The sequence below is a fragment of the Phytopseudomonas daroniae genome (genome assembly GCF_004327275.1).
GTDB classification, from domain to species: Bacteria; Pseudomonadota; Gammaproteobacteria; order Pseudomonadales; family Pseudomonadaceae; genus Aquipseudomonas; species Aquipseudomonas daroniae.
Window position 1 is genome coordinate 180070 of sequence record NZ_QJUJ01000002.1, and the last position, 25749, is coordinate 205818.

Annotated in this window: 24 protein-coding genes and 5 tRNA genes; 20 read left to right on the forward strand and 9 right to left on the reverse strand. The window is 59.2% G+C overall.

The window, feature by feature from the left end; genetic code table 11:
- Position 1 precedes the first annotated feature (1 nt).
- From astE to DNK10_RS05945, 9 genes are all read left to right on the forward strand, one after another.
- Positions 2-1012, forward strand: coding sequence for a succinylglutamate desuccinylase (gene astE / locus DNK10_RS05900; protein WP_131190918.1), 1011 nt, complete (start codon positions 2-4; stop codon positions 1010-1012).
- Positions 1013-1069: 57 nt separating this feature from the next.
- Positions 1070-2071 (forward strand): low-specificity L-threonine aldolase, encoded by a 1002-nt coding sequence (gene ltaE, locus DNK10_RS05905; protein WP_131190919.1) that lies wholly within the window; start codon positions 1070-1072, stop codon positions 2069-2071.
- Between the two features lie 221 nt (positions 2072-2292).
- Positions 2293-4917, forward strand: a complete 2625-nt coding sequence (gene alaS / locus DNK10_RS05910) for an alanine--tRNA ligase (RefSeq protein WP_131190920.1) — start codon at positions 2293-2295, stop codon at positions 4915-4917.
- A 271-nt stretch (positions 4918-5188) separates the two neighbouring features.
- On the forward strand, positions 5189-6427 hold the full coding sequence (locus tag DNK10_RS05920) for an aspartate kinase (protein WP_131190922.1): 1239 nt from the start codon (positions 5189-5191) through the stop codon (positions 6425-6427).
- 182 nt (positions 6428-6609) lie between these two features.
- Complete coding sequence (gene csrA / locus DNK10_RS05925) at positions 6610-6795, forward strand: carbon storage regulator CsrA (protein ID WP_013792214.1); 186 nt, start codon at positions 6610-6612, stop codon at positions 6793-6795.
- A 61-nt stretch (positions 6796-6856) separates the two neighbouring features.
- Positions 6857-6947 (forward strand) — tRNA-Ser (locus DNK10_RS05930).
- A gap of 72 nt (positions 6948-7019) precedes the next feature.
- Positions 7020-7096: transfer RNA gene (locus DNK10_RS05935), tRNA-Arg, on the forward strand.
- Between the two features lie 211 nt (positions 7097-7307).
- A tRNA-Arg gene (locus DNK10_RS05940) sits at positions 7308-7384 on the forward strand.
- 211 nt (positions 7385-7595) lie between these two features.
- A tRNA-Arg gene (locus DNK10_RS05945) sits at positions 7596-7672 on the forward strand.
- Positions 7673-7714: 42 nt separating this feature from the next.
- Here DNK10_RS05945 and bamE read toward each other — a convergent pair.
- Positions 7715-8212 carry an outer membrane protein assembly factor BamE domain-containing protein gene (bamE, locus tag DNK10_RS05950; protein WP_244216210.1) on the reverse strand — a complete coding sequence of 166 codons (498 nt, stop codon included), beginning with the start codon at positions 8210-8212 and terminating at the stop codon, positions 7715-7717.
- 318 nt (positions 8213-8530) lie between these two features.
- On the opposite strand from bamE, the gene mgtE reads away from it, so the two are divergent.
- Positions 8531-9979 (forward strand): magnesium transporter, encoded by a 1449-nt coding sequence (gene mgtE, locus DNK10_RS05955; RefSeq protein ID WP_131178548.1) that lies wholly within the window; start codon positions 8531-8533, stop codon positions 9977-9979.
- A gap of 140 nt (positions 9980-10119) precedes the next feature.
- On the opposite strand, the gene DNK10_RS05960 is transcribed toward mgtE, so the two are convergent.
- A complete protein-coding gene (locus tag DNK10_RS05960) occupies positions 10120-10449 on the reverse strand; it encodes an Arc family DNA-binding protein (protein ID WP_093502155.1) in 330 nt (109 codons plus the stop codon).
- A 474-nt stretch (positions 10450-10923) separates the two neighbouring features.
- On the opposite strand from DNK10_RS05960, the gene phnN reads away from it, so the two are divergent.
- On the forward strand, positions 10924-11496 hold the full coding sequence (gene phnN, locus DNK10_RS05965) for a phosphonate metabolism protein/1,5-bisphosphokinase (PRPP-forming) PhnN (protein ID WP_131190923.1): 573 nt from the start codon (positions 10924-10926) through the stop codon (positions 11494-11496).
- 51 nt (positions 11497-11547) lie between these two features.
- Here the strand turns inward: phnN and DNK10_RS05970 are convergent, their stop codons facing one another.
- The 3 genes from DNK10_RS05970 to DNK10_RS05980 form a co-directional block, all read right to left on the reverse strand.
- A complete protein-coding gene (locus tag DNK10_RS05970; protein ID WP_131178661.1) occupies positions 11548-11733 on the reverse strand; it encodes a PA3371 family protein in 186 nt (61 codons plus the stop codon).
- 185 nt (positions 11734-11918) lie between these two features.
- The gene (locus tag DNK10_RS05975; RefSeq protein WP_131190924.1) at positions 11919-12155 is read right to left on the reverse strand and encodes a hypothetical protein; all 237 of its coding nucleotides are present in this window, start codon (positions 12153-12155) and stop codon (positions 11919-11921) included.
- 179 nt (positions 12156-12334) lie between these two features.
- Positions 12335-12802: an Lrp/AsnC family transcriptional regulator gene (locus DNK10_RS05980; RefSeq protein ID WP_131190925.1), complete on the reverse strand. Its 468-nt coding sequence runs from the start codon at positions 12800-12802 to the stop codon at positions 12335-12337.
- A gap of 202 nt (positions 12803-13004) precedes the next feature.
- On the opposite strand from DNK10_RS05980, the gene DNK10_RS05985 reads away from it, so the two are divergent.
- From DNK10_RS05985 to DNK10_RS06000, 4 genes are all read left to right on the forward strand, one after another.
- Positions 13005-16472 carry an indolepyruvate ferredoxin oxidoreductase family protein gene (locus tag DNK10_RS05985; protein ID WP_131178544.1) on the forward strand — a complete coding sequence of 1156 codons (3468 nt, stop codon included), beginning with the start codon at positions 13005-13007 and terminating at the stop codon, positions 16470-16472.
- A 92-nt stretch (positions 16473-16564) separates the two neighbouring features.
- Positions 16565-16639, forward strand: a tRNA-Arg gene (locus DNK10_RS05990).
- A 410-nt stretch (positions 16640-17049) separates the two neighbouring features.
- A complete protein-coding gene (locus DNK10_RS05995) occupies positions 17050-17709 on the forward strand; it encodes a YceH family protein (protein ID WP_131190926.1) in 660 nt (219 codons plus the stop codon).
- A gap of 200 nt (positions 17710-17909) precedes the next feature.
- Positions 17910-19241 (forward strand): MFS transporter, encoded by a 1332-nt coding sequence (locus DNK10_RS06000; RefSeq protein WP_131178542.1) that lies wholly within the window; start codon positions 17910-17912, stop codon positions 19239-19241.
- An 18-nt stretch (positions 19242-19259) separates the two neighbouring features.
- On the opposite strand, the gene DNK10_RS06005 is transcribed toward DNK10_RS06000, so the two are convergent.
- The 4 genes from DNK10_RS06005 to flgA all read right to left on the reverse strand — a co-directional run bounded on the left by DNK10_RS06005 (position 19260) and on the right by flgA (position 21912).
- The gene (locus DNK10_RS06005) at positions 19260-20012 is read right to left on the reverse strand and encodes a flagellar brake protein (protein WP_131190927.1); all 753 of its coding nucleotides are present in this window, start codon (positions 20010-20012) and stop codon (positions 19260-19262) included.
- Between the two features lie 78 nt (positions 20013-20090).
- A complete protein-coding gene (locus tag DNK10_RS06010) occupies positions 20091-20558 on the reverse strand; it encodes a flagella synthesis protein FlgN (RefSeq protein WP_131190928.1) in 468 nt (155 codons plus the stop codon).
- A 107-nt stretch (positions 20559-20665) separates the two neighbouring features.
- Complete coding sequence (flgM, locus tag DNK10_RS06015) at positions 20666-21001, reverse strand: flagellar biosynthesis anti-sigma factor FlgM (protein WP_131190929.1); 336 nt, start codon at positions 20999-21001, stop codon at positions 20666-20668.
- 152 nt (positions 21002-21153) lie between these two features.
- The gene (gene flgA / locus DNK10_RS06020; RefSeq protein ID WP_131178538.1) at positions 21154-21912 is read right to left on the reverse strand and encodes a flagellar basal body P-ring formation chaperone FlgA; all 759 of its coding nucleotides are present in this window, start codon (positions 21910-21912) and stop codon (positions 21154-21156) included.
- Positions 21913-21990: 78 nt separating this feature from the next.
- Between flgA and DNK10_RS06025 the strand changes: the two genes are divergently transcribed.
- The 5 genes from DNK10_RS06025 (at position 21991) to DNK10_RS06045 (ending at position 25731) form a co-directional block, all read left to right on the forward strand.
- A complete protein-coding gene (locus tag DNK10_RS06025) occupies positions 21991-22926 on the forward strand; it encodes a chemotaxis protein CheV (RefSeq protein ID WP_131190930.1) in 936 nt (311 codons plus the stop codon).
- Between the two features lie 106 nt (positions 22927-23032).
- Positions 23033-23860 (forward strand): protein-glutamate O-methyltransferase CheR, encoded by an 828-nt coding sequence (gene cheR, locus DNK10_RS06030; RefSeq protein ID WP_131178536.1) that lies wholly within the window; start codon positions 23033-23035, stop codon positions 23858-23860.
- Positions 23861-24147: 287 nt separating this feature from the next.
- Positions 24148-24558 (forward strand): flagellar basal body rod protein FlgB, encoded by a 411-nt coding sequence (flgB, locus tag DNK10_RS06035; RefSeq protein ID WP_131190931.1) that lies wholly within the window; start codon positions 24148-24150, stop codon positions 24556-24558.
- 11 nt (positions 24559-24569) lie between these two features.
- Positions 24570-25013, forward strand: coding sequence for a flagellar basal body rod protein FlgC (gene flgC, locus DNK10_RS06040; protein WP_131178534.1), 444 nt, complete (start codon positions 24570-24572; stop codon positions 25011-25013).
- Between the two features lie 16 nt (positions 25014-25029).
- The gene (locus DNK10_RS06045) at positions 25030-25731 is read left to right on the forward strand and encodes a flagellar hook assembly protein FlgD (RefSeq protein ID WP_131190932.1); all 702 of its coding nucleotides are present in this window, start codon (positions 25030-25032) and stop codon (positions 25729-25731) included.
- The last annotated feature ends 18 nt before the right edge of the window (positions 25732-25749 follow it).

The window sequence follows — 25749 nt, forward strand, 5'->3', positions numbered from 1 at the left end:
CATGCTCGCCCTCGGCAAACTGCTCGAACTGACCCTGGCCGGCTATGAGCCGGCCTCGAAGATTCAGCTGACAGCGGAGGGCACGCGCCTGCGCTGGCTGGCCGAAGGCGCACTCGAGGTGACCCCCGCCTGTGGCCGCGACAATGGCATGGATCTGCTGCTTTCGGCGGGTATCCATGGCAACGAGACCGCGCCCATCGAGCTGCTCGACCGCCTGCTGCGCAGCATCGCCCGCAATGAGCTGCAGCCGCGGGCGCGCCTGTTGCTGTTGTTCGGCAATCCCCTGGCGATGCGCCGTGGCGAGCGCTTCATCGAGCAGGACATCAACCGGCTGTTCAGCGGTCGTCATGAGCTCAGCAGCGGTGCCGAGGCGATGCGCGCCTGTGAACTGGAGCATCTGGCGTCCTCGTTCTTCGCCGACCCCGAGCGCACCCGCCTGCATTACGACTTGCACACTGCGATCCGCGCCTCGCGCATCGAGCAATTCGCCCTGTATCCCTGGGCCGAAGGGCGTCGCCAGTCCCGGCGCGAATGCGCACGGCTGCAGGCGGCCGGTATCGACGCGGTGCTGCTGCAGAGCAAGGCATCGACCACATTCAGTGCCTATACCTACGCCCAGCTGGGTGCCGAGGCCTTTACCCTGGAACTGGGCAAGGCCAGGCCGTTCGGGCACAACGAGATGGTCAATCTGGATCGCCTGGAACTGCGCCTGCAGGCCCTCATCGAAGGGTGCGAGCCGCCGGTCGAGGCGTCGGCAACCGAGCATCTGCAACTCTTCGCTTTTGCGCGTGAGGTGATCAAGCACAGTGACGCCTTTACCCTGCATCTTCCCACTGATGTGGAAAACTTCACCGAACTGGCGCCCGGCTACCTGCTGGCAGAGGACTTGGCCAGTAGCCGCTGGGTGGTGGAAGAGCAGGATGCCCGGATCATTTTCCCCAATCCCAAGGTACAGAATGGCCAGCGCGCTGGAATTCTGGTTGTGCCGGCCGACGCTTCGTTATTGGAGTGATCGCCCATAGAGGCGCCGCATTCGGCCTTTCGTTTATCTGTTCGCACAGGAGTACCCATGTCCATCATCGATCTGCGTAGCGACACCGTCACTCAACCCACCGCTGGCATGCGAGAGGCGATGCTGGCCGCCGAGCTGGGCGATGACGTGTACGGCGAAGATCCGACCGTCAACCGCCTGGAGCAACGCCTGGCGCAGCAACTGGGTTTCGCCGCGGCGCTGTTCGTGCCGACCGGCACCATGAGTAACCTGCTGGGCCTAATGGCGCACTGCGAGCGCGGTGATGAATACATCGTCGGTCAGCAGGCGCATACCTATAAGTACGAAGGCGGTGGTGCTGCGGTGCTGGGGTCGATTCAGCCCCAGCCGCTGGACATGGAGCTCGATGGCTCCCTGGATCTGGCCCGTGTCGAAGCGGCGATCAAGCAGGACGACTTCCATTTCGCGCGCACCCGCCTGCTGGCCCTGGAAAACACCATGCAGGGCAAGGTGCTGCCTCTGGAATACCTGGCTGACGCCCGTGCCTTCACACGAAGCAAAGGTCTGGCACTGCATCTCGATGGCGCGCGACTGTTCAATGCGGTGGTCAAACTGGGTGTCGAGGCGGGGGAAATCACCCAGTATTTCGACTCGGTGTCGGTGTGTCTGTCCAAAGGCCTGGGAGCGCCGGTCGGTTCGGTGTTGTGTGGCAGCGAAGCGCTGATCGCCAAGGCCCGGCGCTTGCGCAAGATGGTCGGCGGCGGCATGCGCCAGGCCGGCGTGCTGGCGGCAGCCGGTCTGTATGCGCTGGATCATCAGGTGGAGCGTCTGGTCGAAGATCACGCCAATGCCGACTGCCTGGCCGCGGGCCTGCGCGAGCTGGGCTACTCGGTCGAGCCGGTGCAGACCAATATGGTCTATGTGCAGATCGGTGAGCGTGCTGGCGAGTTGAAAGCCTTCTGCGCCGAGCGCGGTATTCGCCTGAGCGCTGCGCCGCGCTTACGGATGGTCACTCATCTGGATGTAGGGGCCGAGGCAGTGGGGCAGGTGATCGAGGCCTTCGCCGCCTTTCGCGGTTGAGCCTGCGCTGCGAAGCAGGCTCTTTACCTGCGGATGATGATCGCGGGTCGCATCGGGTGGCCCACTCCCGGTTTGCCGTTCAGCGGTGCACGTCAGTGATTTCCGGCCATCGAGCCGCCGGCAAATAATTCAGGCTATGCCCTAGCCGCCACGGACAAGCCCGATATAATGCGGGCTTTTGCCGGCTTCGCCGTGGCCGCCTGTTTTCCTGGAAAATGCCAATGAAAAGCGCAGAAATCCGTGAAGCTTTCCTGAGCTTCTTCGAAGAAAAGGGACACACCCGTGTCGCTTCCAGCTCCCTGATTCCGAACAACGACCCAACGTTGCTGTTCACCAATGCGGGCATGAACCAGTTCAAGGACTGTTTCCTGGGCCTGGAGAAGCGCGCTTATACCCGCGCCGCGACCAGCCAGAAGTGTGTGCGCGCCGGTGGCAAACACAATGACCTGGAAAACGTCGGGTACACCGCGCGTCACCACACCTTCTTCGAAATGCTCGGCAACTTCAGCTTTGGCGACTATTTCAAGCGCGATGCCATCCATTTCGCCTGGGAATTCCTCACCGGCGACAAGTGGCTGAACCTGCCCAAGGAAAAGCTCTGGGTCACGGTCTACGCCACCGATGACGAGGCTTACGACATCTGGAACAAGGAAGTCGGTGTGCCCGCTGAGCGGATGATCCGTATCGGCGACAACAAGGGCGCGCCTTATGCCTCCGACAACTTCTGGACCATGGGCGATACCGGCCCGTGCGGTCCGTGCACCGAGATCTTTTTCGACCACGGCGAGCACATCTGGGGCGGCCCACCAGGCTCCCCGGAAGAAGACGGCGACCGCTACATCGAAATCTGGAACAACGTGTTCATGCAGTTCAATCGCACGGCTGACGGTGTTCTGCATCCGTTGCCGGCACCTAGCGTGGACACCGGCATGGGCCTGGAGCGCATCAGCGCGGTACTGCAGCACGTCAACTCGAACTACGAGATCGACCTGTTCCAGAGCCTGCTCAGCGCCAGCGCCCAGGCCATTGGTTGCGCCAACAATGGCGACGCTTCGCTCAAGGTGGTGGCTGACCATATCCGCTCCTGCAGCTTCCTGATCGCCGACGGCATCACCCCGTCCAATGAAGGCCGTGGCTACGTGCTGCGCCGCATCGTGCGTCGTGCCTGCCGTCACGGCAACAAGCTGGGCGCCAAGGGCAGTTTCTTCCACAAGATCGTCGCGGCGCTGGCCAGCGAGATGGGGGAAGCCTTCCCTGAACTGAAACAGCAGCAGGCGCATATCGAGCGCGTGCTGAAAACCGAAGAAGAGCAGTTCGCCAAGACCCTGGAGCAGGGCCTGAAGATCCTCGAGCAGGATCTGGCCGAGCTGAGCGGCACGGTGATTCCGGGTGAAGTGATCTTCAAGCTGTACGACACCTACGGCTTCCCGGTCGACCTGACCGGCGACATCGCCCGTGAGCGTGAGCTGACCCTCGACGAGGCCGGCTTCGAGCGTGAGATGGAAGCCCAACGTGTACGTGCCCGCTCCGCCAGCTCGTTCGGCATGGACTACAACAGCCTGGTCAAGGTCGATAGCGACACCCGCTTCCTCGGTTACAACGCCACTGTCGCCAGCGGCGAGCTGCTGGTGCTGCTGCGTGACGGCCAGTCCGTCGACACCCTGAACGAGGGCGAAGAGGGCGTGGTGGTGCTCGACCAGACGCCTTTCTATGCCGAGGCTGGTGGTCAGGTCGGTGACTGCGGTTTCTTCGAAGGCCCAGGCGTGCGCTTCGATGTGCGTGACACCACCAAGGCCGGTGGCGCCTACCTGCACCACGGCGTGGTCAGCAAGGGCAGCCTGAGTGTCGGCGCCTCGATCAACGCCGAAGTGGATGCTTCGGTGCGCACGGCCACCTCGCTCAACCACTCGGCGACTCACCTGCTGCATGCTGCGCTGCGCCAGGTGCTCGGCGAGCACGTCCAGCAGAAAGGCTCGCTGGTGGATAGCCAGCGCCTGCGTTTCGACTTCAGCCACTTCGAGGCGATTGCACCTGCGCAGCTCAAGGAACTGGAAGAGATCGTCAACCGCGAAGTGCGCCGTAACACGCCGGTGCAGACCGAAGAGACCGACATCGAGACTGCCAAAGCCAAGGGCGCCATGGCGTTGTTCGGCGAGAAATATGGCGACCAGGTGCGCGTGCTGACCATGGGCGATGGTTTCTCGGTCGAGCTCTGCGGCGGTATCCATGCCAATCGTACCGGCGATATCGGTCTGTTCAAGATCGTCAGCGAAGGCGGTGTGGCTGCCGGTGTGCGTCGTATCGAAGCGGTCACTGGCGCAACGGCATTCGCCTACCTGAATGGCGCCGAAGAACAGTTGAAAGAAGTCGCGGCGTTGGTCAAGGGCAGCCGCGACAATCTGCTCGACAAGCTCGCAGCGGTGCTCGATCGCAGCCGTCAGTTGGAGAAAGAGCTGGAGCAGCTCAAGGCCAAGGCCGCTAGCGCGGCCGGCAGCGACCTGGCCGGTTCGGCCGTGGACATCAAGGGTGTCAAGACACTCAGTGCGCGTATCGACGGCCTGGATGGCAAAGGCCTGCTGGCTCTGGTCGATCAGTTGAAGAACAAGCTCGGCAGTGCGGTGATCCTGCTCGGCGGCGTGCAGGACGACAAGGTCGTACTCGTGGCTGGCGTGACCCAGGATCTGACCGCCAAATTGAAGGCCGGCGACCTGATGAAACAGGCCGCAGCGGCAGTCGGCGGCAAAGGTGGCGGTCGGCCGGATATGGCCCAGGGTGGTGGGGTCGATGCGGCCGCGCTGGATGCCGCCCTGGCGCTGATCGGCCCATTCGTCGAGCAGGGTCTCTAACAGGCTGTTGAAAAATGTAGGCGAGGCAGTCAGCGCAATGCCGATGGCGGCCCCGCAAAAACGGCCGAAAAAGCGGAGTTTACGCATTGTAAATGAGCATTTTGAGGCCGTTTTTAACGCAGTATTGCCAACGCAGGTAGTTTTTCAACGGCCTGTTAAGGCTCGTATCGGAAGCGTGACCAAACCACTCGCCCATGCCCGGCGAGTGGTTTGGTAGTGTGCGGTGTTGTCTGTTTAATGGGCGCCCATCATGGGCTGAGGCAGCTTTGAAATGGCTTTGATCGTACAGAAATTCGGCGGTACTTCCGTCGGCACCGTCGAGCGTATCGCGCAGGTCGCCGAGAAGGTGAAGAAATTCCGCGAAAAGGGTGACGACATCGTCGTCGTGGTATCCGCCATGAGTGGCGAGACCAATCGCCTTATCGACCTAGCCAAGCAGATCAGCGACGGTCATCCGACAGCACGCGAGCTCGATGTGATGGTGTCCACCGGCGAGCAGGTGACCATCGCGCTGCTGTCCATGGCGTTGATCAAGCTTGGTGTGCCGGCGGTGTCCTATACCGGCAGCCAGGTACGCATCCTGACCGATAGCGCGCATACCAAGGCGCGTATCCTGAGCATCGACGACAGCAACATCCGCGCCGACCTCAAGGCTGGTCGTGTGGTGGTGGTGGCCGGCTTCCAGGGCGTCGATGAGCGGGGCAACATCACTACCCTCGGGCGTGGTGGTTCCGACACTACTGGCGTGGCGCTGGCTGCGGCCCTGAAGGCCGATGAGTGCCAGATCTACACCGATGTCGATGGTGTCTACACCACCGACCCGCGCGTCGTGCCCAAAGCTCAGCGTCTGGAGAAGATCACCTTCGAAGAGATGCTGGAAATGGCCAGCCTCGGCTCCAAAGTGTTGCAAATCCGCTCGGTGGAATTCGCCGGCAAGTACAACGTCCCGCTGCGCGTCCTGCACAGCTTCCAGGAGGGCCCGGGCACCCTCATTACCCTTGATGAAGAGGAATCCATGGAACAGCCGATCATTTCCGGCATCGCTTTCAATCGCGACGAAGCCAAGCTGACCATCCGTGGCGTACCTGATCTGCCGGGCGTTGCTTTCAAGATCCTTGGCCCGATCAGCTCCGCCAATATCGAAGTGGACATGATCGTGCAGAATGTCGCGCACGATAACACCACCGACTTCACCTTCACCGTGCACCGCAACGACTACCAGGGCGCTCAGCAGGTGCTGGAAGCCACTGCACGCGAGCTGGGCGCGCGTGAGGTAGTGGGTGACGTGAACATCGCCAAGGTGTCCATCGTCGGCGTCGGCATGCGCTCCCACGCTGGTGTGGCCAGCCGTATGTTCGAGGCACTGGCCAAGGAGAACATCAATATCCAGATGATCTCCACCTCGGAGATCAAGGTCTCGGTGGTCATCGAAGAGAAATATCTGGAATTGGCCGTGCGTGCCCTGCACACTGCGTTCGAACTCGATGCCCCGGCCCGTCAGGGCGACTGAGGCATTCTGCAAAAGGCGCGGTTGTTCCGCGCCTTTTGCTCTTTTGGTTGGTGTTGGTGGAACTTTCCGTCCGTCCGTGCTGGTCAATACTTGGGTGCCGACAGTTTCGTATTGATCCTGGTCGGTGCTTTTCAACTGCTTGCAGACTTGTTGTCCGAAATTGAATCCGTAAGGAGAAAGGAATGCTGATTCTGACTCGCCGGGTCGGAGAGACCCTGATGGTGGGTGACGAAGTCACTGTCACCGTGTTGGGCGTTAAAGGTAATCAGGTGCGGATTGGCGTCAATGCGCCTAAGGAAGTCGCCGTGCACCGTGAAGAGATTTACCAGCGCATCCAGAAAGAGAAAGGCGAAGAACCAAACCACTAATTTTTCTCGAAATTTTGGTTTGCAAACGGGGAGAACATGAGTATCATGCGCCCCGTGTTGCGGAGAGGTGGCCGAGTGGCCGAAGGCGCTCCCCTGCTAAGGGAGTACACCTCAAAAGGGTGTCGGGGGTTCGAATCCCCCCTTCTCCGCCATTATTTGGCAAGCCTGGTTTTAAATCGGGTTAGCGAAGAAACCAGCGGTGATCTGGTCTAAAAACACCAAACGGACTCATAGCTCAGCTGGATAGAGTACTCGGCTACGAACCGAGCGGTCGGAGGTTCGAATCCTCCTGAGTCCGCCATATTGAATGGCTTGCAGCAGTGCAAGCCATTTTGTTTCAACCAGCGGTGATCTGGTCTAAAAGCACCAAAGATCGCATGAAAGCGTAGCGAACGAAGGGCAGGCAAGGCGAAAGCAAGCGAAGAAGCGCAGTTTAGTTTTCTAAATGAGCATTCTGAGATTGATTTCAACGCAGCATGACCGAGTGCAGTAGCTTTCAGGTGATCTGTAATGGACTCATAGCTCAGCTGGATAGAGTACTCGGCTACGAACCGAGCGGTCGGAGGTTCGAATCCTCCTGAGTCCGCCATATTGAATGGCTTGCAGCAGTGCGAACCATTTTGCGTCAACCAGCGGTGATCTGGTCTAAAAACACCAAAGATCGCATGAAAGCGTAGCGAGCGAAGGGCAGGCAAGGCGAAAGCAAGCGAAGAAGCGCAGTTTAGGTTTCTAAATGAGCATTCTGAGATTGGTTTCAACGCAGCATGACCAAGCGCAGTAGCTTTCAGGTGATCTGTAACGGACTCATAGCTCAGCTGGATAGAGTACTCGGCTACGAACCGAGCGGTCGGAGGTTCGAATCCTCCTGAGTCCGCCATACAAAAAAGGGCCTGCAGCGATGCAGGCCCTTTTTCTTTGCTCAGCGTTTTCCCGTGACGCAGTCATTCTGATCGAAGCTGACCGTGTGCCGCTCGCTGTTGTACTTGCTGGCGTAGTGATAGGTCGTCTGGCCGTTGCGTCGGCTGATGCGCTCAGGCTTGCCGAGAGCGCTTTCCACGTCGCTGCGGGTCATACCGGCGCGTACCTGCTTCCTGATGATCGCTTCGCGCCTGGCGCTGCCGGTGACGGCATTACCGCAACCGTCCTGCAGCTCGCCGACAACCGTCAGTGAGCTGCTGGTAGAGCTTGCTGCTGCGCTTTTAGTGGCTGGTTGCGGTATCGCCAGCGGAACGGCTGCACCGCTACCGGGTCTGGGATTATGGGTGTCCTGAATGTGCTGTTGCTGGCTTTCAGTGCAGCCATGCCGAGTGAAGGTGATGTGGCCATTGCCGTCTTCGCAGCGAAAGACGCTCGAGGCGAGCAGTGGTGTAGGGCAGAGCATGATGGCGCAGATGGCTGCGCAGCGCATCCCGTGCATGGTGGCGTCCTCCTTGACGTGTTCTGGCAAGCTTAGCCGATGCTCTTCTCGCTGCCAGGTGTCTTCTGCCGAGCCGCAGGCGTCGGACTATTCGAACTCTTGCGGACGGGATCAGGAAAATGCTGCAAGCGCTTGTCTTGCCATGCCTTTGTCACGTACATGACTGATTAGCGTGTTATTATTCATCTGTCAGCCCCGCCGGGGCTTGTGGATCCTCACCATGGACTTACCCAGTAGTAACTCAGAATTCCAAGTGTGCAATCACGTATTGACTGATTGACCCTCGCGCGCGCGCCGCCGCTGGGGGCGGAGTGTGCCATGTCAGAAGTAGAAACCAAGAAGCCGCAAGAAAGCCTGCAGGATCGACTCGCTCAGGTCGTCGAGTTATTGCAGCGGCATCGACTGGTCGAAGACCTTACCCATCGCCAGGAAGGCCACCACCAGGATCGCGTCGAAGGTCTGGTGCACCGGCAGAACCTCGCCGAACTGCAGCGCAAGCTCGATGATCTGCACTCTGCCGACGTCGCCTATATTCTCGAAGCCCTACCGCTGGACGATCGTCTGGCCATCTGGCAGCTGGTCAAGGCCGATCGTGACGGTGACATCCTTCTCGAAGTCTCGGACGCCGTGCGTGAGACGCTGCTCGCCGACATGGAGGATCATGAGATCCTCGCGGCGGCCAAGGAGATGGATGCCGACGAATTAGCCGATCTGGCATCCGAGCTGCCGCGTGATGTCGTCCATGAGCTGATGGAAACCCTCGACGCCCAGCAGCGTGAGCGGGTGCGTTCTGCGCTCTCCTATGAGGAGGATCAGGTCGGTGCGCTGATGGACTTCGAGATGGTCACCATCCGTGAGGACGTCAGTCTGGAGGTGGTGCTGCGCTATCTGCGCCGCCTCAAGGAGCTGCCAGGGCATACCGACAAGTTGTTCGTGGTCGACTACGACGGTGTGCTCAAGGGCGTTCTGTCGATCAAGCGTCTGCTGGTCAACGATCCGGAGAAGCAGGTTGCCGAGGTCATGGCCAATGATCCGGTCAGCTTCCATCCGGATGAAGATGCCTACGACGCTGCTCAGGCCTTCGAGCGTTATGACCTGATCTCCGCGCCGGTAGTCGACAAGAACGGCAAGCTCATCGGTCGTCTGACCATCGATGAGATGGTCGACCTGATCCGTGAGGAAAGCGAAAGCGAAGTCCTCAACATGGCAGGTCTGCGCGAAGAGGAAGATATCTTCGCCTCCGTCTGGAAGTCGTTACGTAACCGCTGGGCCTGGCTGGCCGTCAACCTGGTCACTGCCTTCATGGCATCGCGGGTTATCGGTCTGTTCGAGGGCTCCATCGAGAAGCTGGTGGCATTGGCGGCCTTGATGCCGATCGTTGCAGGTATCGGTGGCAACTCGGGTAACCAGACCATCACCATGATCGTCCGCGCGATGGCGCTCGATCAGGTCAGTACTGGCAATGGCAATACCTCGCGGCTGATTCGCAAGGAGCTGGGCGTTGCGCTGATCAACGGCCTGGTGTGGGGCGGGGTGATCGGTGTGGTGGCATACGGTCTATATGACAGCTGGTCGCTGGGCGTGGTGATGACCGCTGCGATGACGCTCAACCTGCTGCTGGCGGCCCTGATGGGCGTGCTGATTCCCATGACGCTGATGCGTTTCGGGCGCGACCCGGCCATGGGGGCCAGTGTGATGATCACGGCAGTCACCGATAGTGGTGGTTTTTTCATCTTCCTGGGGCTGGCTTCGCTGTTCCTCCTTTAGGGCGATTCGGCTTTTCGCAGGCAACAAAAAAATGGCCGGGAGCCATTTTTGACGTCGCTTGCGACGGCCCGCAGGGTGGCTGCCAGGGAAGGCAAGCAACAAAAAAACCGGCCTGGAGCCGGTTTTTTCGTTTTTGCAGATTAGTCGTCGTTGCCGGCGGCCATCTCTGCGTCGTGCGCGATCAGTGCGACGAGGGCGTTCTGCTGGCGGCGTGACAGCTGGCGGAAGCGCTGCAGCAGTTCTCGCTCGTGCAGGGACAGCTCAGGGCTGTCCAGGCGCACGCCAAGCTCGTCGTCCAGAACGCCCTCCTGAAGCATGCTCTGCTCCAGGCGCGCAATGATCTCGGAGTTCATGCTGCGGTGGTGTTGGCGTGCGACATCAGCGATGCGCTCGCGCATGCCGTCGGGCAACCGAACGACGAACTTGTCAGCCGTACGGCTGGAGTAGATAGCCTGTTTCATAGGGCGCATACATCAACCAATTAGTTCAGGGAAACGAAGCTGTAGTGGCATATAGCTACGGGAGTGTCAGCAATTTGACCATCTTTATCGCTAGCCGTTCAACTCGGTCGGCGTTTTCTTTGGTGGTCGTATTTCTTTGTATCGGATAATTGACGCCAATTACGTGTCGTATTCTGGCCTGAGTGGAGGCTTTTTGCCAGCACCAGTTATCGAAATTAGACTCGGATGGGCGGAAAGTCGCATTTGTCGGGCGCTTTAGCGCCAAAATCAGCGCGGCTCGCATTCGGATTTTTCGCGGCCAGGGCACCTCGGTTGTCGTAGCCATCACTGATCACCCGTCCTGGATGAGGTGTGGCGCTGCCGAAGCGCAGCACGGGTATCATTCGGCACGTGCCGCTGTCTCCAGGAAGCCAATGATATCGGCTCGCTTGATTTGCGCAGTGAACTGCGTCGCTATGGCGCTAGCCAAAGAGGTGTTTCTGAATGGCGGGTAGGCTGATCTATCTCATGGGCCCCTCGGGGTCGGGCAAGGACAGCCTGCTCGATGCTGCACGCGAGCGTCTTGAGGCTCAGGGATGTCGGGTCGCTAGACGTGTAATCACACGCTCCGCGGAAGCCATGGGTGAGGATGCTATTGCCGTTTCTTGCGAGGAGTTCGAAAAGCGTCTGCTGTCCGGTGCCTTCGCAATGAGCTGGCGTGCCAATGGCCTGGCCTATGGGATTCCCGGGGAAACGGACGCGTGGTTGGCGGCGGGTTGGCAGGTGCTGGTCAACGGATCTCGGGAATACTTGGGCGAGGCTCGGCAGCGCTACCCTGACCTGTTGCCCATCCTGCTGGAGGTCTCGCAAGATGTACTGCGCTCACGGCTGTTGTGTCGTGGTCGGGAGGCGCTCGACGAGATCGAAGCCAGATTGGCGCGCAACGCGAAATTTGTTGCTGACGGAGAAGGGGTGGCCGAGCACGGTGTAATCCGCCTCGACAACTCCGGGCCCCTCGAGGATACGGTCACAAGGTTGCTGCAACTGGTAAAAGCGCCAACAGGCTTCGCTGACTGAGGCGTTGGCTATTAACGCGTGGCAACAACTCGCCAGGGGCGGATTTGCGAGTTAGCGCAGAACCGGATCGAACTTGACCCGTTTGCCGATCAGCAGTGCAACCGTCAACGACATCCCGCTAACGGCCAGCCCGACCTTGGCGGCAACTATCAGCCATTCGGCTTGCTCAGGTGCGACCCATAACAGGCATCCGGAGATAGCTGCCATCAGCAGAAACAACAAAGCGGGTTTGGACATCATGCTTTCCTCGTGCTGCATGTTTGACGTCTGGAAAAAGGGGTCATGGAGTCATTCTGTTCATCTCTGGACGTTTGCGGCGGTGCTCGCTCCGAGAGCCCGTCGATTAGCCAAATGGCAACGCAGGTGATGGTGGCCAGCAGCAGTACGAACCCAGGAAAAAATACCCTCCACATGTCCATCATTCAGAACGTGAAGCGTTGCTGTGGACGGGGTTGCCACTCGCTGTTGGTCAGAGGTTTGGCGGCGAACTGGCCAGGCTCAGCCTGGGTGGCGTGTTGGAATTGCACAGGCGTGGCGCGCATCTGCTGCACCAGCTGCATGGCAGTGGCCTGCTGCTGGTTATTCTGAAAGGTGGCGAATGCGGCGCCTGCTAGCAGGGGCAGGGCGATGGCGGCGGCCAGAGCGATGAGGCTGTTCATGGTGGGGAATCTCGCATTCGGGTTCTATGCGAGTAAGAGAGCAGTTCTCATGCCAATATTTATTGATAAAAAAATACTTATAAAACAATGGGTTGTATTGTTATTTGTCAGGGTTTTTCGTGCATCTTGCAAGGTGGCCCAACTGCCGCCTTGCAAAATGCATGATCGACGCACGGGTTTCAGTCCAGGGGGAGCTCGGTAGTGCGCTTCACTTCGCTCATCGCAATGCCCGAATGTGCTTCCTGCACGTGGGGGCGTTGCAAAAGCTGATCGCGTAAAAAACGTTCGTAACTGGCGATGTCCCGTGCCACGACCTTGAGCAGGTAGTCCGAGCTGCCGGCCATTGTGAAGCATTCCAGCACCTCCGGATAACCGATGATGGCTTGCTCGAATTCGTCGAGATTGCTGCGACCGTGGGCCGACAGTTTGATGCTGACGAACACGGTGATGTTGAAGCCGAGCCGCTTATGACTGAGCAGCGCCACCTTGCGTTCGATAAAGCCTTCTTCCTGCAGGCGGTTGATGCGTCGCCAGCAGGGGGATTGGGACAGCTCGACCTTCTTGGCGATTTCGGCAGCGCTCAGGTCGGCGTTACGTTGCAGCAGGCGCAAGATGCGACGGTCGATGGCGCTTAATGGCTCGTGCATGTTCTTTTCCGGTTAATTGTTTTTATTGGAACATTCATGCTCAGTATTGGCATTGGCGGCGCAAATTAGAAAGAAAAAATCGCCAGACTCCGGTCTATGCTTAAGACAGCCGTCCGCACAGTGATCCTGGTGGATGTGAACAGGTGGTACCTACCGTTGCCACTTGAAAAAGGTCGCCATAAGAACAAAAGGAGCGCCGCCCATGTCTCTGGCCGAAATCCGCCTGGACGACAAGTATCGTCTTGCCACGGGTCACCTATACCTCACCGGCACTCAGGCGCTCACCCGCCTGCCCATGTTGCAAAAGCAGCGCGACACCGCCGCCGGTCTCAACACCGCCTGCTTCATTTCCGGCTATCGCGGATCCCCCCTGGGTGGGCTGGACAAGAGTCTGTGGGAGGCCCGCGAGTTTCTGCAGCAGAACGCCATTCACTTTCAGCCCGGTGTCAACGAAGAGCTCGGTGCTACAGCGGTATGGGGCAGCCAGCAGACCAACCTGTTTCCCGGCGCCCGCTATGACGGCGTATTCGCCATGTGGTATGGCAAGGGCCCTGGCGTGGATCGCAGTGGCGATGTGTTCAAGCACGGTAACTCGGCGGGCGTATCGCCTCATGGCGGTGTGTTGTTGCTGGCAGGCGACGACCACGGCTGCAAGTCGTCCACCATCGCTCACCAGAGTGAGCATGCCTTTATCGCCGCGTCGATTCCGGTGCTCAATCCCGCCAACGTCCAGGAAATTCTCGATTACGGCATCATCGGCTGGGAGCTTTCACGTTACAGCGGTTGCTGGGTCGCGCTGAAAACCATCGCCGAGAACGTCGATTCCTCGGCGGTGGTCGATGTCGATCCGCAGCGCGTGACGATCAATCTGCCGGATGATTTCGAGCTACCGGACGACGGCGTGCATATCCGCTGGCCGGATCCGCCCCTGGCTCAGGAAAAACGCCTCAACGTCTACAAGATCTATGCGGCGCGAGCCTTTGCCCGCGCCAACGGGCTGAACAAGGTCATGCTCGATTCGCCCAACCCGCGACTGGGCATCATCACCACGGGCAAGTCCTACCTTGACGTGCGCCAGGCTCTGGAGGATCTCGGTCTGGATGACGCGCTCTGCGCGAAAGTCGGCCTGCGGGTGCTCAAGGTGGGCATGAGCTGGCCGCTGGAACCGGTTTCCGTGCACGGTTTCGCCGAAGGGCTGGATGAAATTCTGGTGGTCGAGGAAAAGCGCAGCATCATCGAAGACCAACTGACCGGGCAACTCTACAACTGGCCTGTGGGCAAGCGACCAAGGGTCGTTGGTGAGTTCGATGAGCAGGGGCAGTCACTGCTGCCCAATCTGGGCGAATTGACGCCGGCGATGATCGCTCGGGTCATCGCCCGGCGCTTGGCGCCCATCTACACCAGCGAAGTGATCGGCGCGCGCCTGGGTTTTCTGGATGCCAAGGAAAAGGCGCTGGCGGCGCGCAGCTACAGCACAGTGCGCACGCCGCACTTTTGTTCGGGTTGCCCGCACAACAGTTCCACCAAGGTGCCGGAAGGCAGTCGGGCGATGGGGGGGATCGGCTGCCACTACATGACCCAGTGGATGAATCGTAGTACCGAAACCTTCACGCAGATGGGTGGAGAAGGGGTGACCTGGATCGGCCAGGCGCCCTTTACCGATACACCTCACGTGTTCCAGAACCTGGGTGACGGCACCTATTTCCATTCCGGACATCTCGCTCTACGCGCAGCCGTCGCAGCGGGCGTCAACATCACCTACAAGATTCTCTACAACGACGCGGTGGCCATGACCGGTGGCCAGCCCGTAGATGGTGAACTACGGGTCGATCAATTGAGCCAGCAGGTATTCGCCGAGGGTGTAAAACGCATCGCGGTGGTCAGCGACGAGCCGGAAAAATACCCGAGCTGCTCGACCTTCGCGCCTATCACCAGCTTCCACCACCGTCGTGAGTTGGATGCCGTGCAGCGAGAGTTGCGCGAGTTCAAAGGCGTCTCGGTGATCATTTACGATCAGACCTGCGCCACCGAAAAGCGCCGTCGGCGCAAGCGCGGCAAACTGGTCGATCCGGCGCGGCGGGCATTCATCAACGCGGCGGTATGTGAGGGTTGTGGCGACTGCAGCGTGAAATCCAACTGCCTGTCGGTGTTGCCGCTGGAAACCGAGCTGGGGCGCAAGCGGGAGATCGACCAGAACGCTTGCAACAAGGATTTCAGTTGTCTGGACGGCTTCTGTCCGAGTTTCGTAACGGTACACGGTGGACAGTTGCGCCAGCCTCAGGCGATAGGTGCAGGTGCTTTGTTCGTGGCCCTGCCGGAGCCGCGTCAGCCGTCCCTGGAAAGGCCCTGGAGTATCCTGCTACCTGGTGTCGGTGGCAGCGGCGTGACTACCGTGGGTGCGTTGCTGGGTATGGCGGCGCACCTGGAAGGCAAGGGTTGCACGGTGCTTGATCAGGCAGGGCTGGCGCAGAAGTTCGGCCCCGTGAATACCCATGTGCGCATCGCCGGTCATCAGGACGATATTTACGCCGTCCGTATCGCTGCCGGCGAGGCCGATCTGCTGATTGGCTGCGATCTGGTGGTGGCGGCCGGTGAGGATGCCCTCGCCAAACTCAACGAGCAGGTGTCCCATGCGGTGATCAACAGCCATGAGGCGGCCACCGCCGAATTCACTCGCAATCCCGACGCACAGGTACCGGGGCAGGCCATGCGCGAGGCGCTGACCGATGCGGTGGGGGCGGACAAGACGTGGTTCGTCGATGCCACTCATCTGGCGACTCGTCTGCTGGGCGACAGTATCGCTACCAACCTGTTCATGCTTGGCTATGCCTACCAGAAAGGTCTGGTACCCATAAGTGCCGAGGCCATCGACAAGGCCATCGAGCTTAACGGCGTCGCGATCGAGTTCAATCAGCAGGCATTTCTCTGGGGGCGACGTGCTGCTCATGACGCTGCTGCGGTCGAGCGACTGGTACGGCCAGCGAGCACACAGGCACCGCGCTGCGAAACGCTGGAGGCGATCATCGAGGATCGAGTGGCGCGCCTCACGGCTTATCAGAACGCGGCTTATGCCGAGCGATACCGCAAATTGGTGATGCGCGTGAGTGAGCGCGACAGCGATCCTCAGCGTCGGCTGAGCCAGGCCGTGGCGCGTTATTACTTCAAGCTGCTGGCCTACAAGGACGAGTACGAGGTGGCGCGTCTGTACAGCGATGCCGCATTCGCCGAGTCGTTACGGGCGCAGTTCCAGGGCGATTTCCGTTTGCAGTTTCATTTGGCTCCCTCCTGGCTCAGTCATACGGACAAAACGACCGGAGAGCCGCGCAAGCGCAGCTTCGGCCCCTGGATGCTCAAGGCCTTCAAGGTGCTGTCGACACTACGGTTCCTGCGTGGCACCTGGCTGGATCCATTCGCCCGAAGTGAGGAGCGCAAGCTTGAGCGCACGCTGATCGACGAATACGAGCGCAGCGTTGTGGCGATATTGGAGGGGCTGACCAACGTCAACTACGAAACTGCGCTGGCCATTGCAGAGCTGCCAGGGCAGATCCGCGGTTATGGTCACGTCAAGGAAAAGGCGGTAGAGCAGGCTCGGGCGCAGGAGCGGCAGTTGCAGATACGGATGAAGGCGGGTGAAATTGCGGTGGTAAGGGTGTTCGAGCCAGCAGCCTGATAAGGCACGTCTATGGCGTTGATGGCATGACAAATTCCGTTGTGATGGTTAACATGCCGGCCGGCTGCTGTAACGGGCGCCGGATCGAGCGGGTCTCCTTAGTTCAACGGATAGAATAAGCCCCTCCTAAGGGCTAGATGCTGGTTCGATTCCAGCAGGGGACGCCATGATCCAGCGCTGAAGATGGAGCTGCTTCCGTCTGTTTATCTGGCCCTGATATCGCCCGGCCAGTGAGTGCTTCAGCCATACCAGTTTGCGTTAGCCTGATAAAAATCAAAAAAAGACCCGGCAAAAAGCCGGGTCAATAACCGTGATTAGCCTGATGAGGAGATAAACTGGAGCTTCCGTCTGGATGCATTCAGATTATCGAGCCAGCTTCGCAGCTGACGAAGTAGATAATAATCATTCTCGATATTTAATCAATACAAATCCTTCTCATTTACAATTATCTTTTTCCTGATTTTTATTTGCGCAGGAAAATCAGGGATTTGCGCTCTGCGAAATTCTGCTCTGAGCGTGTCATCTTGCCTGTCCGCAGGCTACGCTAGTGGGCATTTCCCTCAGTCAGGTAAGCGATATGTCCGATCAGCCTAACGATGTATCCAGCGTAGAGCCGTTGACTGCTGTCGAAGCGCGCATTCTGGGGAGCCTGATCGAGAAACAGGCCACGACCCCGGAAGCCTATCCCCTGACGCTGAATGCGTTGGTATTGGCCTGCAACCAGAAGACCAGTCGCGATCCGCTGATGAGCCTCACCCAGGGTGCTGTCGGACAGGGCCTGCGAAGCCTGGAAGAGCGAGGCTTCGCGCGATTGGTCATGGGCAGTCGTGCCGATCGCTGGGAACAGCGGGCCGACAAGGCGCTGGAGTTGGTAGCGCCGCAATTGGCGCTGATTGGCTTGCTGTTGTTGCGCGGGCCACAGACGATCAGCGAGCTGCTCACACGCAGCAATCGCCTGCATGACTTCGACGATAGCGAACAGGTGCAACATCATCTGGAGCGTTTGATTGGGCGGGAGTTGGTGAGCCTGGTAGGGCGCCAGCCTGGACAGCGCGAAGATCGCTATGCTCATCTGCTGGGAGATCCGGCAGAGCTGCAGGCGCAGCTGCAAGAGCGGGCAGGGCAGGGAGAGCGCTCCTCTGCGGGATCCTCTTCGGATCGCCTGGATGCGCTTGAGTTGCGGATCAGTGAGCTCGAGGCGCGTCTGGCTGTGCTGGAAGGCGGCCAGTCCGCTTGAGGTAGAGGCTGCGTTCGAAGGGCATTTGCGCAGGTTGTGAGTCTGGTTGCGGAATAATGAACTGTACAGGCTGCGTCTTATCAATATGACACAGCGACCACGAGCCCGAGCCGTGCTCGCTGTCTGCCATTGGCTTATTTGTTTGATTTAGGTTGAGCTGCCCGCCCGGGAAGCTGGTTACAAGGAGCCGTCGCAGTCCAATGCGCATGATCTGGAAGTCCTTCAGTTCGCTGTATATCGCCACCGTTCTAATGCTGCTGGGCTCCGGCCTGCTGAGTACCTATCTGGCACTACGTCTGGCCGAATCCGGCGAGGGCGTCTGGGCTGGTGCGTTGATGGCTGCCAACTACTTCGGGTTGGTGCTGGGGGGCAAGATTGGCCACCGGCTGATTGCTCGGGTCGGGCATATTCGCGCCTACGTGGCGTGTGCCGGTGTGGTCACTGCGGCGGTGCTGGGGCATGGGCTGCTCGACTGGCTGCCGGCCTGGCTGGTGCTGCGTGTGCTGGTGGGGCTGGGGATGATGTGCCAGTACATGGTCATCGAGAGCTGGCTCAACGAGCAGGCCGATACCAAGCAGCGCGGGTTGGTATTCGCCGGCTACATGGCGGCTTCATACCTCGGCCTGGTACTCGGCCAGTTGGTGCTCGTCGTGCACCCGACCCTGGGCCTTGAGCTGCTGATGCTGGTGGCCCTGGCGTTCGCACTGTGTCTGGTGCCCGTGGCACTGACCCGACGTTTGCACCCCTCGCCATTGCACCCGGCTCCGCTGGAAATGCGTTTCTTCTTTCAGCGTGTGCCTCTGTCGCTCACCACCATCGGCGTCGCGGGCCTGATGATCGGCTCCTTCTATGGTTTGGCGCCGCTCTACGCCGCCGACATGGGATTGGCGACGGAGCAGGTCGGTATCTTCATGGGCTCCTGCATTCTCGCCGGTCTGGTCGTTCAGGCGCCCTTGGGCTGGCTCTCGGATCGTTTCGACAGGGTCAAGCTCATACGCGGCATGTCGGGTGTGATGGTGGTGGTGGCTGCGCCGCTGGCGGTACTTGCCGAAGCACCTCTGTTGTTGCTGGTATCGGTCGGCTTCGTCGTCAGCATGCTGCAGTTCAGCCTTTATCCGCTGGCGGTGGCGTTCGCCAATGACCACGTCGAGCCGGATCGGCGGGTGTCGCTGACGGCAATGCTGTTGGTGACATTTGGTGTCGGCGCCTGTCTCGGGCCGCTGCTGGTCGGTGTGCTGATGCGCTTTTTCGGCGCCAACATGCTGTATGCCTTCTTCTGCGTCTGCGGGCTGTTTCTGGTCTGGCGAGTACGCTCGAATATCGTCACGCATCTCCATCAGGTCGACGATGCGCCGCTGCAGCACGTGGCCATGCCCGTGAACATGACGGCATCGCCACTGGTGGCGGCACTGGATCCGCGTGTCGATGAGCAGGTGGTTCAGGAACAGATGCAGGAGCCCGTGGTGGCCGATCCTGATGTGCAGGCTGATGCCGATTCTGAAGAGAAGCCTGCGGCACCGCCACAGGCCTGATCGGCTGGAGGGAGTGACTCAGAGAAAGGTGTCGCTCTCGAAGCGCCGTGCTTCGCGTTGCAGCTGGTAGACGAAACGCTCCACCAGCCGCTGTTGCAGCCCGCTAAGGTTTGCGAAATGCAGGCCGGCGAAAGTGAGATCGAGCTTTTCGTCATAGCGTGCGTATCGCAGCTCCACGGCGGCTTCCAGCCGGCCTATTGGAAGCAGGGCGTGGAAACTTTCATAGATTTGGCCCGACTGCAGTTTTTCGCTGGCTTTGCCGGGCAAGCGAATCTTGCAGCCCGAAGCGGAAATATCGAGCATCAGGCCTTCCAGTGGTGTGCGCAGCGTGGTGCTGTTGAGTTCCACCTTGACCTGATCTGACTGCTTGAGCGCTGCCCGGAACGCGTTACGGCGCTGATGATAGAGCACCTCGTCGGGAATGCCGCCGATGTAGCAACGCTCTCCCTGGTATTCGCCCGTTTGCATGCCGGCTGGGCAATCCCAGGCTATCCGTACACCATCATGCTGCGATTCGACCCGAAAGGCTTCGCCGTTCTGCATATAGCGTTCGCCTTCACTGGGGATCATCTCGTCGAGAATCAACAGATTCTGGGCGCGATCTACTTCTATCACATAGCTCTGGAAGCGCTGGTTGCGCTCCTGGAACATGATGATCAGAGGGTCATGGTGATGTTGCAGAAGGCGTAGGTTGGCAACGATTTCCACGGGTGCCTTGAGCACTTTTGGGGGTTGCGGGCCATCATCGTCCTGAGCGAAGGGGGTGGACACGGTCCAGTGATCTCCGAGGCAAGCTGCTGCGTCAATGATAATGCCATTTTGACATCATTGCGCATCTTGTCGTTATAGTCAGGCCTGGCTAAGCGGGCGCTTGCTGTCGACTTTAGCGGTACCACCGCTGCTGTCATAGAGTGACGGCGTCTCGTTACCGCGCAAAATGCCGAGCATGCTTTCCGTGCTTTTCTGACTGGAGCGGATGATCCGGCCATTACGCAGGTTGGCGCTCTGACAGCTCTCCAGCAGACTGCTCAGTTGATCGCTGGCGGTCACAAGCGCATCGCCCTGATCCGAGCGCTCGGCGAGCGTGAGCAAGCCGGCGCGATCAGCGCTCAGTTCGAGACCGAGGAGTATCTGGGTGCGGTTCTTGCCATGCTGATCAAGGCTGGCCAGCAAGGGTTGCTTGTCGGCCAGTATCTGTTGCAGGCGTGGCAGATCATGTTCGCTCAGGGCCTGGAATTCGGCCTCGACCAACTCAAGCAATTGCTCGGCGTGGCCGATATCTTCATTGAACAGGTCAAGCAGGGTTGTAGCGTTCATTAGCGGGCTCTCTGGGGAGGAACCTGCTCAAGGTCTGCCGGCCAACAGGCTGGCAAAACGTCGAAACGGTTCCTGGGCGTCCAACATCCCCAGCGCAAGCCCGGAGACTAGCGCTGGGATTCGAAATTGAGCAGTTTGCTGGCGACGCGCTGGCTATCGACCTGGTAACTACCGTCGGCAATGGCCTGCTTGAGCTTGGCTACCCGATCGGTATCGACGACAGGTTGGTCGCGCAGTTGGTCGATGGTTTTCTGCAATTGCTGTGCTTCGCTGCTCAGCTGCACGGATTCGCCGCTCTTGCCGCTGATGGCCGCATTCTGGCCTGCGGTTTCGCTGGCAGCTGCCTTGTTGTCGATGGCTTCGTTCTTGCCGCCCTGGGTGCTACCCGCACGCGTTGTGCTGGCTGGCGTGGTGCTGTTGAGTCGGTTGAAATCGATGACCATGATGCAAAACCTCTGACAGAGTTTGGACGCTTGCCTAGTGTGTCGGCTATGCCCGGGAAAACTTTAGGCAAAAAAATCGCGTCGCTTGCACAGTCTAAAACACCCTTCTTCGCCAGTCAGCCAATCCATTAGATAATAAACATGAATCATGCCTACATGGAGACTTCAACTTGTCCAGGGCCGATGACCCGGGCGCGAACCACCCGTTGCGAGCGCTGGTTGCGTACGCTGATCTGCTTGCCCACGGCGCCGTCGGATAGCGCCTCGCCGGGCATGCGTACATTGATGCCGCCACTGCGTGCGCTGATCACCACCTGGTCGCCGCGGCGGATCGCTTCCGCCTGGCGGATGTGCACGGGCGCCAAGACCTGATCCGGCTGCATGGCGCGCGTGGCTTTTCTGCCGATCGCCTGCTCCAGCGCGGTCAGGTAGCCCTGATTGAGCAGGCCGACATCTCGCTCCGCCAGCATTATATCGGCCTCGCTGAGCACGCCCTCGCGATTGACTGGTCGTACCAGGGTAACCACCTCACGATAAAGGCGCACTTGGCCGGGAACGAATACCGTCCATGGCGAAGTGCCGTCGCAACGCACGCGCATGGTCACTCGGCCTACGGGTTCGGCTGGCGTTTCAAGGGTCGTCGTCAATGGCTGATCACACAAAGGCAGTCGCAGGCGTGGATCCAGGCGATTGATCTGGGTCTCGTGGCGCGCCTGGATGTTGCTGCGCTGCAAATAGTCTTCAACGGCCTGCTCAAGAAAGCGCTGGGTCTCGCCGATAAGCTGATCGGGCAGAGTGACTGAGGCAGTTGTCAGCGTGCTATAGCCGAGCGCCAGCAAAGCAGGTAAAACTGCCAGGCAACGGAAGCTCTTGGCCATTGAGCGTCGAATAATTGTCGTTTGTGCATTCATGTCTGATTAGAAGCAAGGCGCGTGCCGCCTGCTACGCTAACCAAACCAGATGCGTTACTGGAATCATGGGAGCCGTACATGGCCGGAGTGATGGACTCGGTCAACCAGCGTACTCAGCTGGTTGGACAGAATCGCCTGGAGCTGTTGCTGTTTCGTCTCGATGGCCCACAGCTGTACGGGATCAACGTCTTCAAGGTGAAGGAGGTGTTGCAATGCCCGAAACTCACCGTAATGCCCAAATCGAACCCGGTGGTTCGTGGTGTGGCGAACATTCGTGGCGGTACCATTCCGATCCTGGATCTGTCCATGGCGACGGGCAGGCGGCCACTGGGTGATCTGCAGGGCAGCTTCGTTATCATCACCGAGTACAACACTAAGGTGCAGGGCTTCCTGGTGCGCTCCGTGGAGCGCATCGTCAACATGAACTGGGAAGAAATCCACCCACCACCCAAGGGCACCGGGCGCGACCACTATCTGACGGCGGTAACGCATCTGGATGACAAACTGGTCGAAATCATCGACGTGGAGAAGGTTCTCGCCGAAGTGGCGCCGACCTCCGAGGTGATTTCCGTCGGTGTGGTGGACGTTGAGACCCAGGCCAGGGCTGTCAGCCAGCATGTGCTGATCGTCGATGATTCGTCGGTGGCGCGTAAGCAGGTGATGCGCTGCCTGCAGACGGTGGGTGTCGAGGTGACTGCGTTGAATGACGGGCGCGAGGCACTGAGTTTCCTGCAGGCGATGGCGGATGAGGGCAAGTCGCCGGAGCATGAGCTGCTGATGCTCATCTCCGACATCGAGATGCCGGAAATGGATGGATACACGCTGACCGCAGCGATTCGCTCCGATCCGCGTATGCAGAAATTGCATATTCTCCTGCATACTTCGCTATCCGGTGTATTCAACCAGGCGATGGTGAAGAAAGTGGGGGCCAACGATTTTCTGGCGAAATTTCACCCGGATGATCTGGCTTCCCGTGTGGTCGAACGAATCAAGTTGAGCGATCACTCGGCATAACGAATGAGCCGCCCGGGGTTTTCGACCGGGCGTTGGCGGCAAGATCGGCAGGCGCGCATTGGCTCGCTTGCCGTATTCGACTTCATAGATGGGCGAGGCTTCGCGAGTGTCTTCAGGTAATTTGGATTTCGAGCAGTTCCGGATCTTTCTGGAAAAAGCCTGTGGCATCGTGCTGGGTAGCAATAAGCAGTACCTGGTTTCCAGTCGGCTGAACAAGCTGATGGAGACTAACGCCATCAAGACGCTGGGCGAGTTGGTGCAGCGCATGCAGAATCAGCCGCGCAGTGGCCTGCGCGAGCAGGTGGTCGATGCCATGACCACTAACGAAACCTTGTGGTTTCGCGATGCCTACCCCTTCGAGGTGCTCAAGAGTCGCGTATTGCCCGAGCTTATCAAGGCTTATCCAGGGCAACGCCTGCGTATCTGGTCGGCAGCCTGTTCTTCGGGGCAGGAGCCTTATTCGTTGTCGATGAGCATCGATGAGTTCGAGCGCAGCAATATTGGTCAGCTCAAGGCCGGTGTGCAGATCGTGGCCACCGATCTGTCACCGACCATGCTCAATAACTGCAAGTCGGGTGAGTACGACAGCCTGGCGATGGGGCGTGGTCTTGCCCAGGAGCGTCTGCAGCGTTATTTCGATCCCAAGGGGCCTGGGCGCTGGGTGGTGAAGCCGGCGATCAAGAGTCGTGTCGAATTTCGTCCGCTGAACCTGCTGGACAGCTACGCCAGCCTCGGCAAGTTCGACATCGTGTTCTGCCGCAACGTGCTGATCTACTTCTCCGCCGAAGTGAAGAAGGACATCCTTACGCGCATTCATGCCATGCTCAAGCCTGGCGGCTATCTGTTCCTAGGCGCTTCCGAAGCGCTGAATGGGTTGCCTGAGCGTTATCAGATGGTGCAATGCAGTCCAGGCATCATTTACAAAGCCAAATGATTCAGTAGATCGAAAAAACGGGAGGCCTGGGGCCTCCCGTTTTTCATTTTATCTCCCTCGTCGCGCTTGACGGTGTTCTGTCACCCCAGCGTCAGAAAAGCGGCAAGCCTCCGTCCAATTGCCGCTCCCGCCTTGCCAAGCGGCGGAAAAGCTTTGCCGCTTGAGCCTGCCGTTCTCTTCGTTTTTAGCTTATCAGGCTGATTTATAAGATAAAAAATAAATTGGCACGTGCTTTGCTGAGAAATTTGCACGAAAACAGGCTAGCCGCCACGGCAAAGGTTCCTGAGATGAGCATCAGCTTCGATAGCGCACTTGGCATTCACGAGAAGGCACTGGGCTTCCGCGCCCAGCGTGCGGAGGTGTTGGCCAACAACATGGCTAACGCCGATACCCCCAACTACAAGGCCCGGGATCTGGATTTCGCCTCCGTACTGGCCCAGCAGGCTGCCAAGAGCAGCGGCAGCGGTAATTCGGCGCTCAATCGTACCAATGCCCGGCACATTGCAGCAGAAGGCGTGCCAATGGGTGATGCGGCGCTGGCCTACCGAACGCCGACTGCGCCATCGATCGACCAGAACACCGTCGATGCTCAGGTCGAGCAGGCCAATTACGCCGAGAACGCGGTGGCCTTCCAGGCCAGCTTCACGCTTCTCAACAGCAAATTCAAAGGGCTCGTCAGCGCCCTGCGTGGCGAATAAAGGAGCCCGATATGTCACTTACCAGCGTTTTCAACATCGCCGGATCCGCTATGAGTGCCCAGAGCACTCGTCTGAATACCATTTCCAGCAACATCGCCAACGCCGAAACGGTCTCCTCGAGCATCGACCAGACCTATCGGGCTCGTCATCCCGTGTTCGCCACCGTGTTTCAGCAGGCGCAGGGCGGCGAAAACGGTTCGTTGTTCGCTGATCAGGATCAGGCCGGCGCGGGTGTGCAGGTGCTGGGTATCGTCGAGGATCAGAGCAGTCTGATGCCACGCTACGAGCCGAATCACCCGGCCGCGGATGAAGCGGGCTACGTGTATTACCCCAACGTCAACGTGGTCGAGGAAATGGCGGACATGATCTCCGCCAGTCGTGCCTTCCAGACCAACGTGGAAATGATGAATACTGCCAAGCAGATGATGCAGCGTGTACTGACCTTGGGTCAGTGAGCCGGGAGTGGCATAAATGAGCACCATCAACACGTCTGAATCCATACTGTCCGGTCTTTCCGGCTCTAGCTCCAGTAGCAGTACGAGCAGCACCAGTAATTCCGAAAGTTCTCTCGGCGGAACGGAATTTCTGCAGTTGCTGGTTACTCAGCTCAACAACCAGAACCCGCTGGATCCCCAGAGCAATACCGAGTTCGTTGCCCAGCTTGCCCAGTTCAGTAGCGTCGAGAGTCTGCAGAATCTCAACGCTTCGATGGATACGATTCTGAGTAGCTTTCAATCGTCTCGAGCGTTGCAGGCATCAGCACTGGTGGGCCGCTCGGTACTGGTGGAAACGGATCAGGCTTTGGTCAGCGTGGACGAGAGCGGTGGCGGCTTATATGGCTCGCTTGTATTGCCTTCCACTAGCTCGAGCGTCTCCGTCGCGGTCTACGATGATTCCGGCTCGAAGGTTCGCACCATCAGCCTGGGGCAGCAAAGCGCAGGTACTGTCGAGTTTTCCTGGGATGGCACCGATGACGAGGGTAATGCGCTCGAGTCAGGCACCTATACCTTCAAAGCCAGCGCCACCCTTGATGGTACCGAAACAGCGCTTACCACATACCTGCCCGCTATCGTCAGTAGTGTAACGCTGGGGCAGGATACTGAGGAAATGACCCTCAATCTCGCAGGACTGGGCAGCATCGCGTTGTCGAAAGTCAAGATGATCGGCCAATAACCGGCTCGCCGGAGGAGT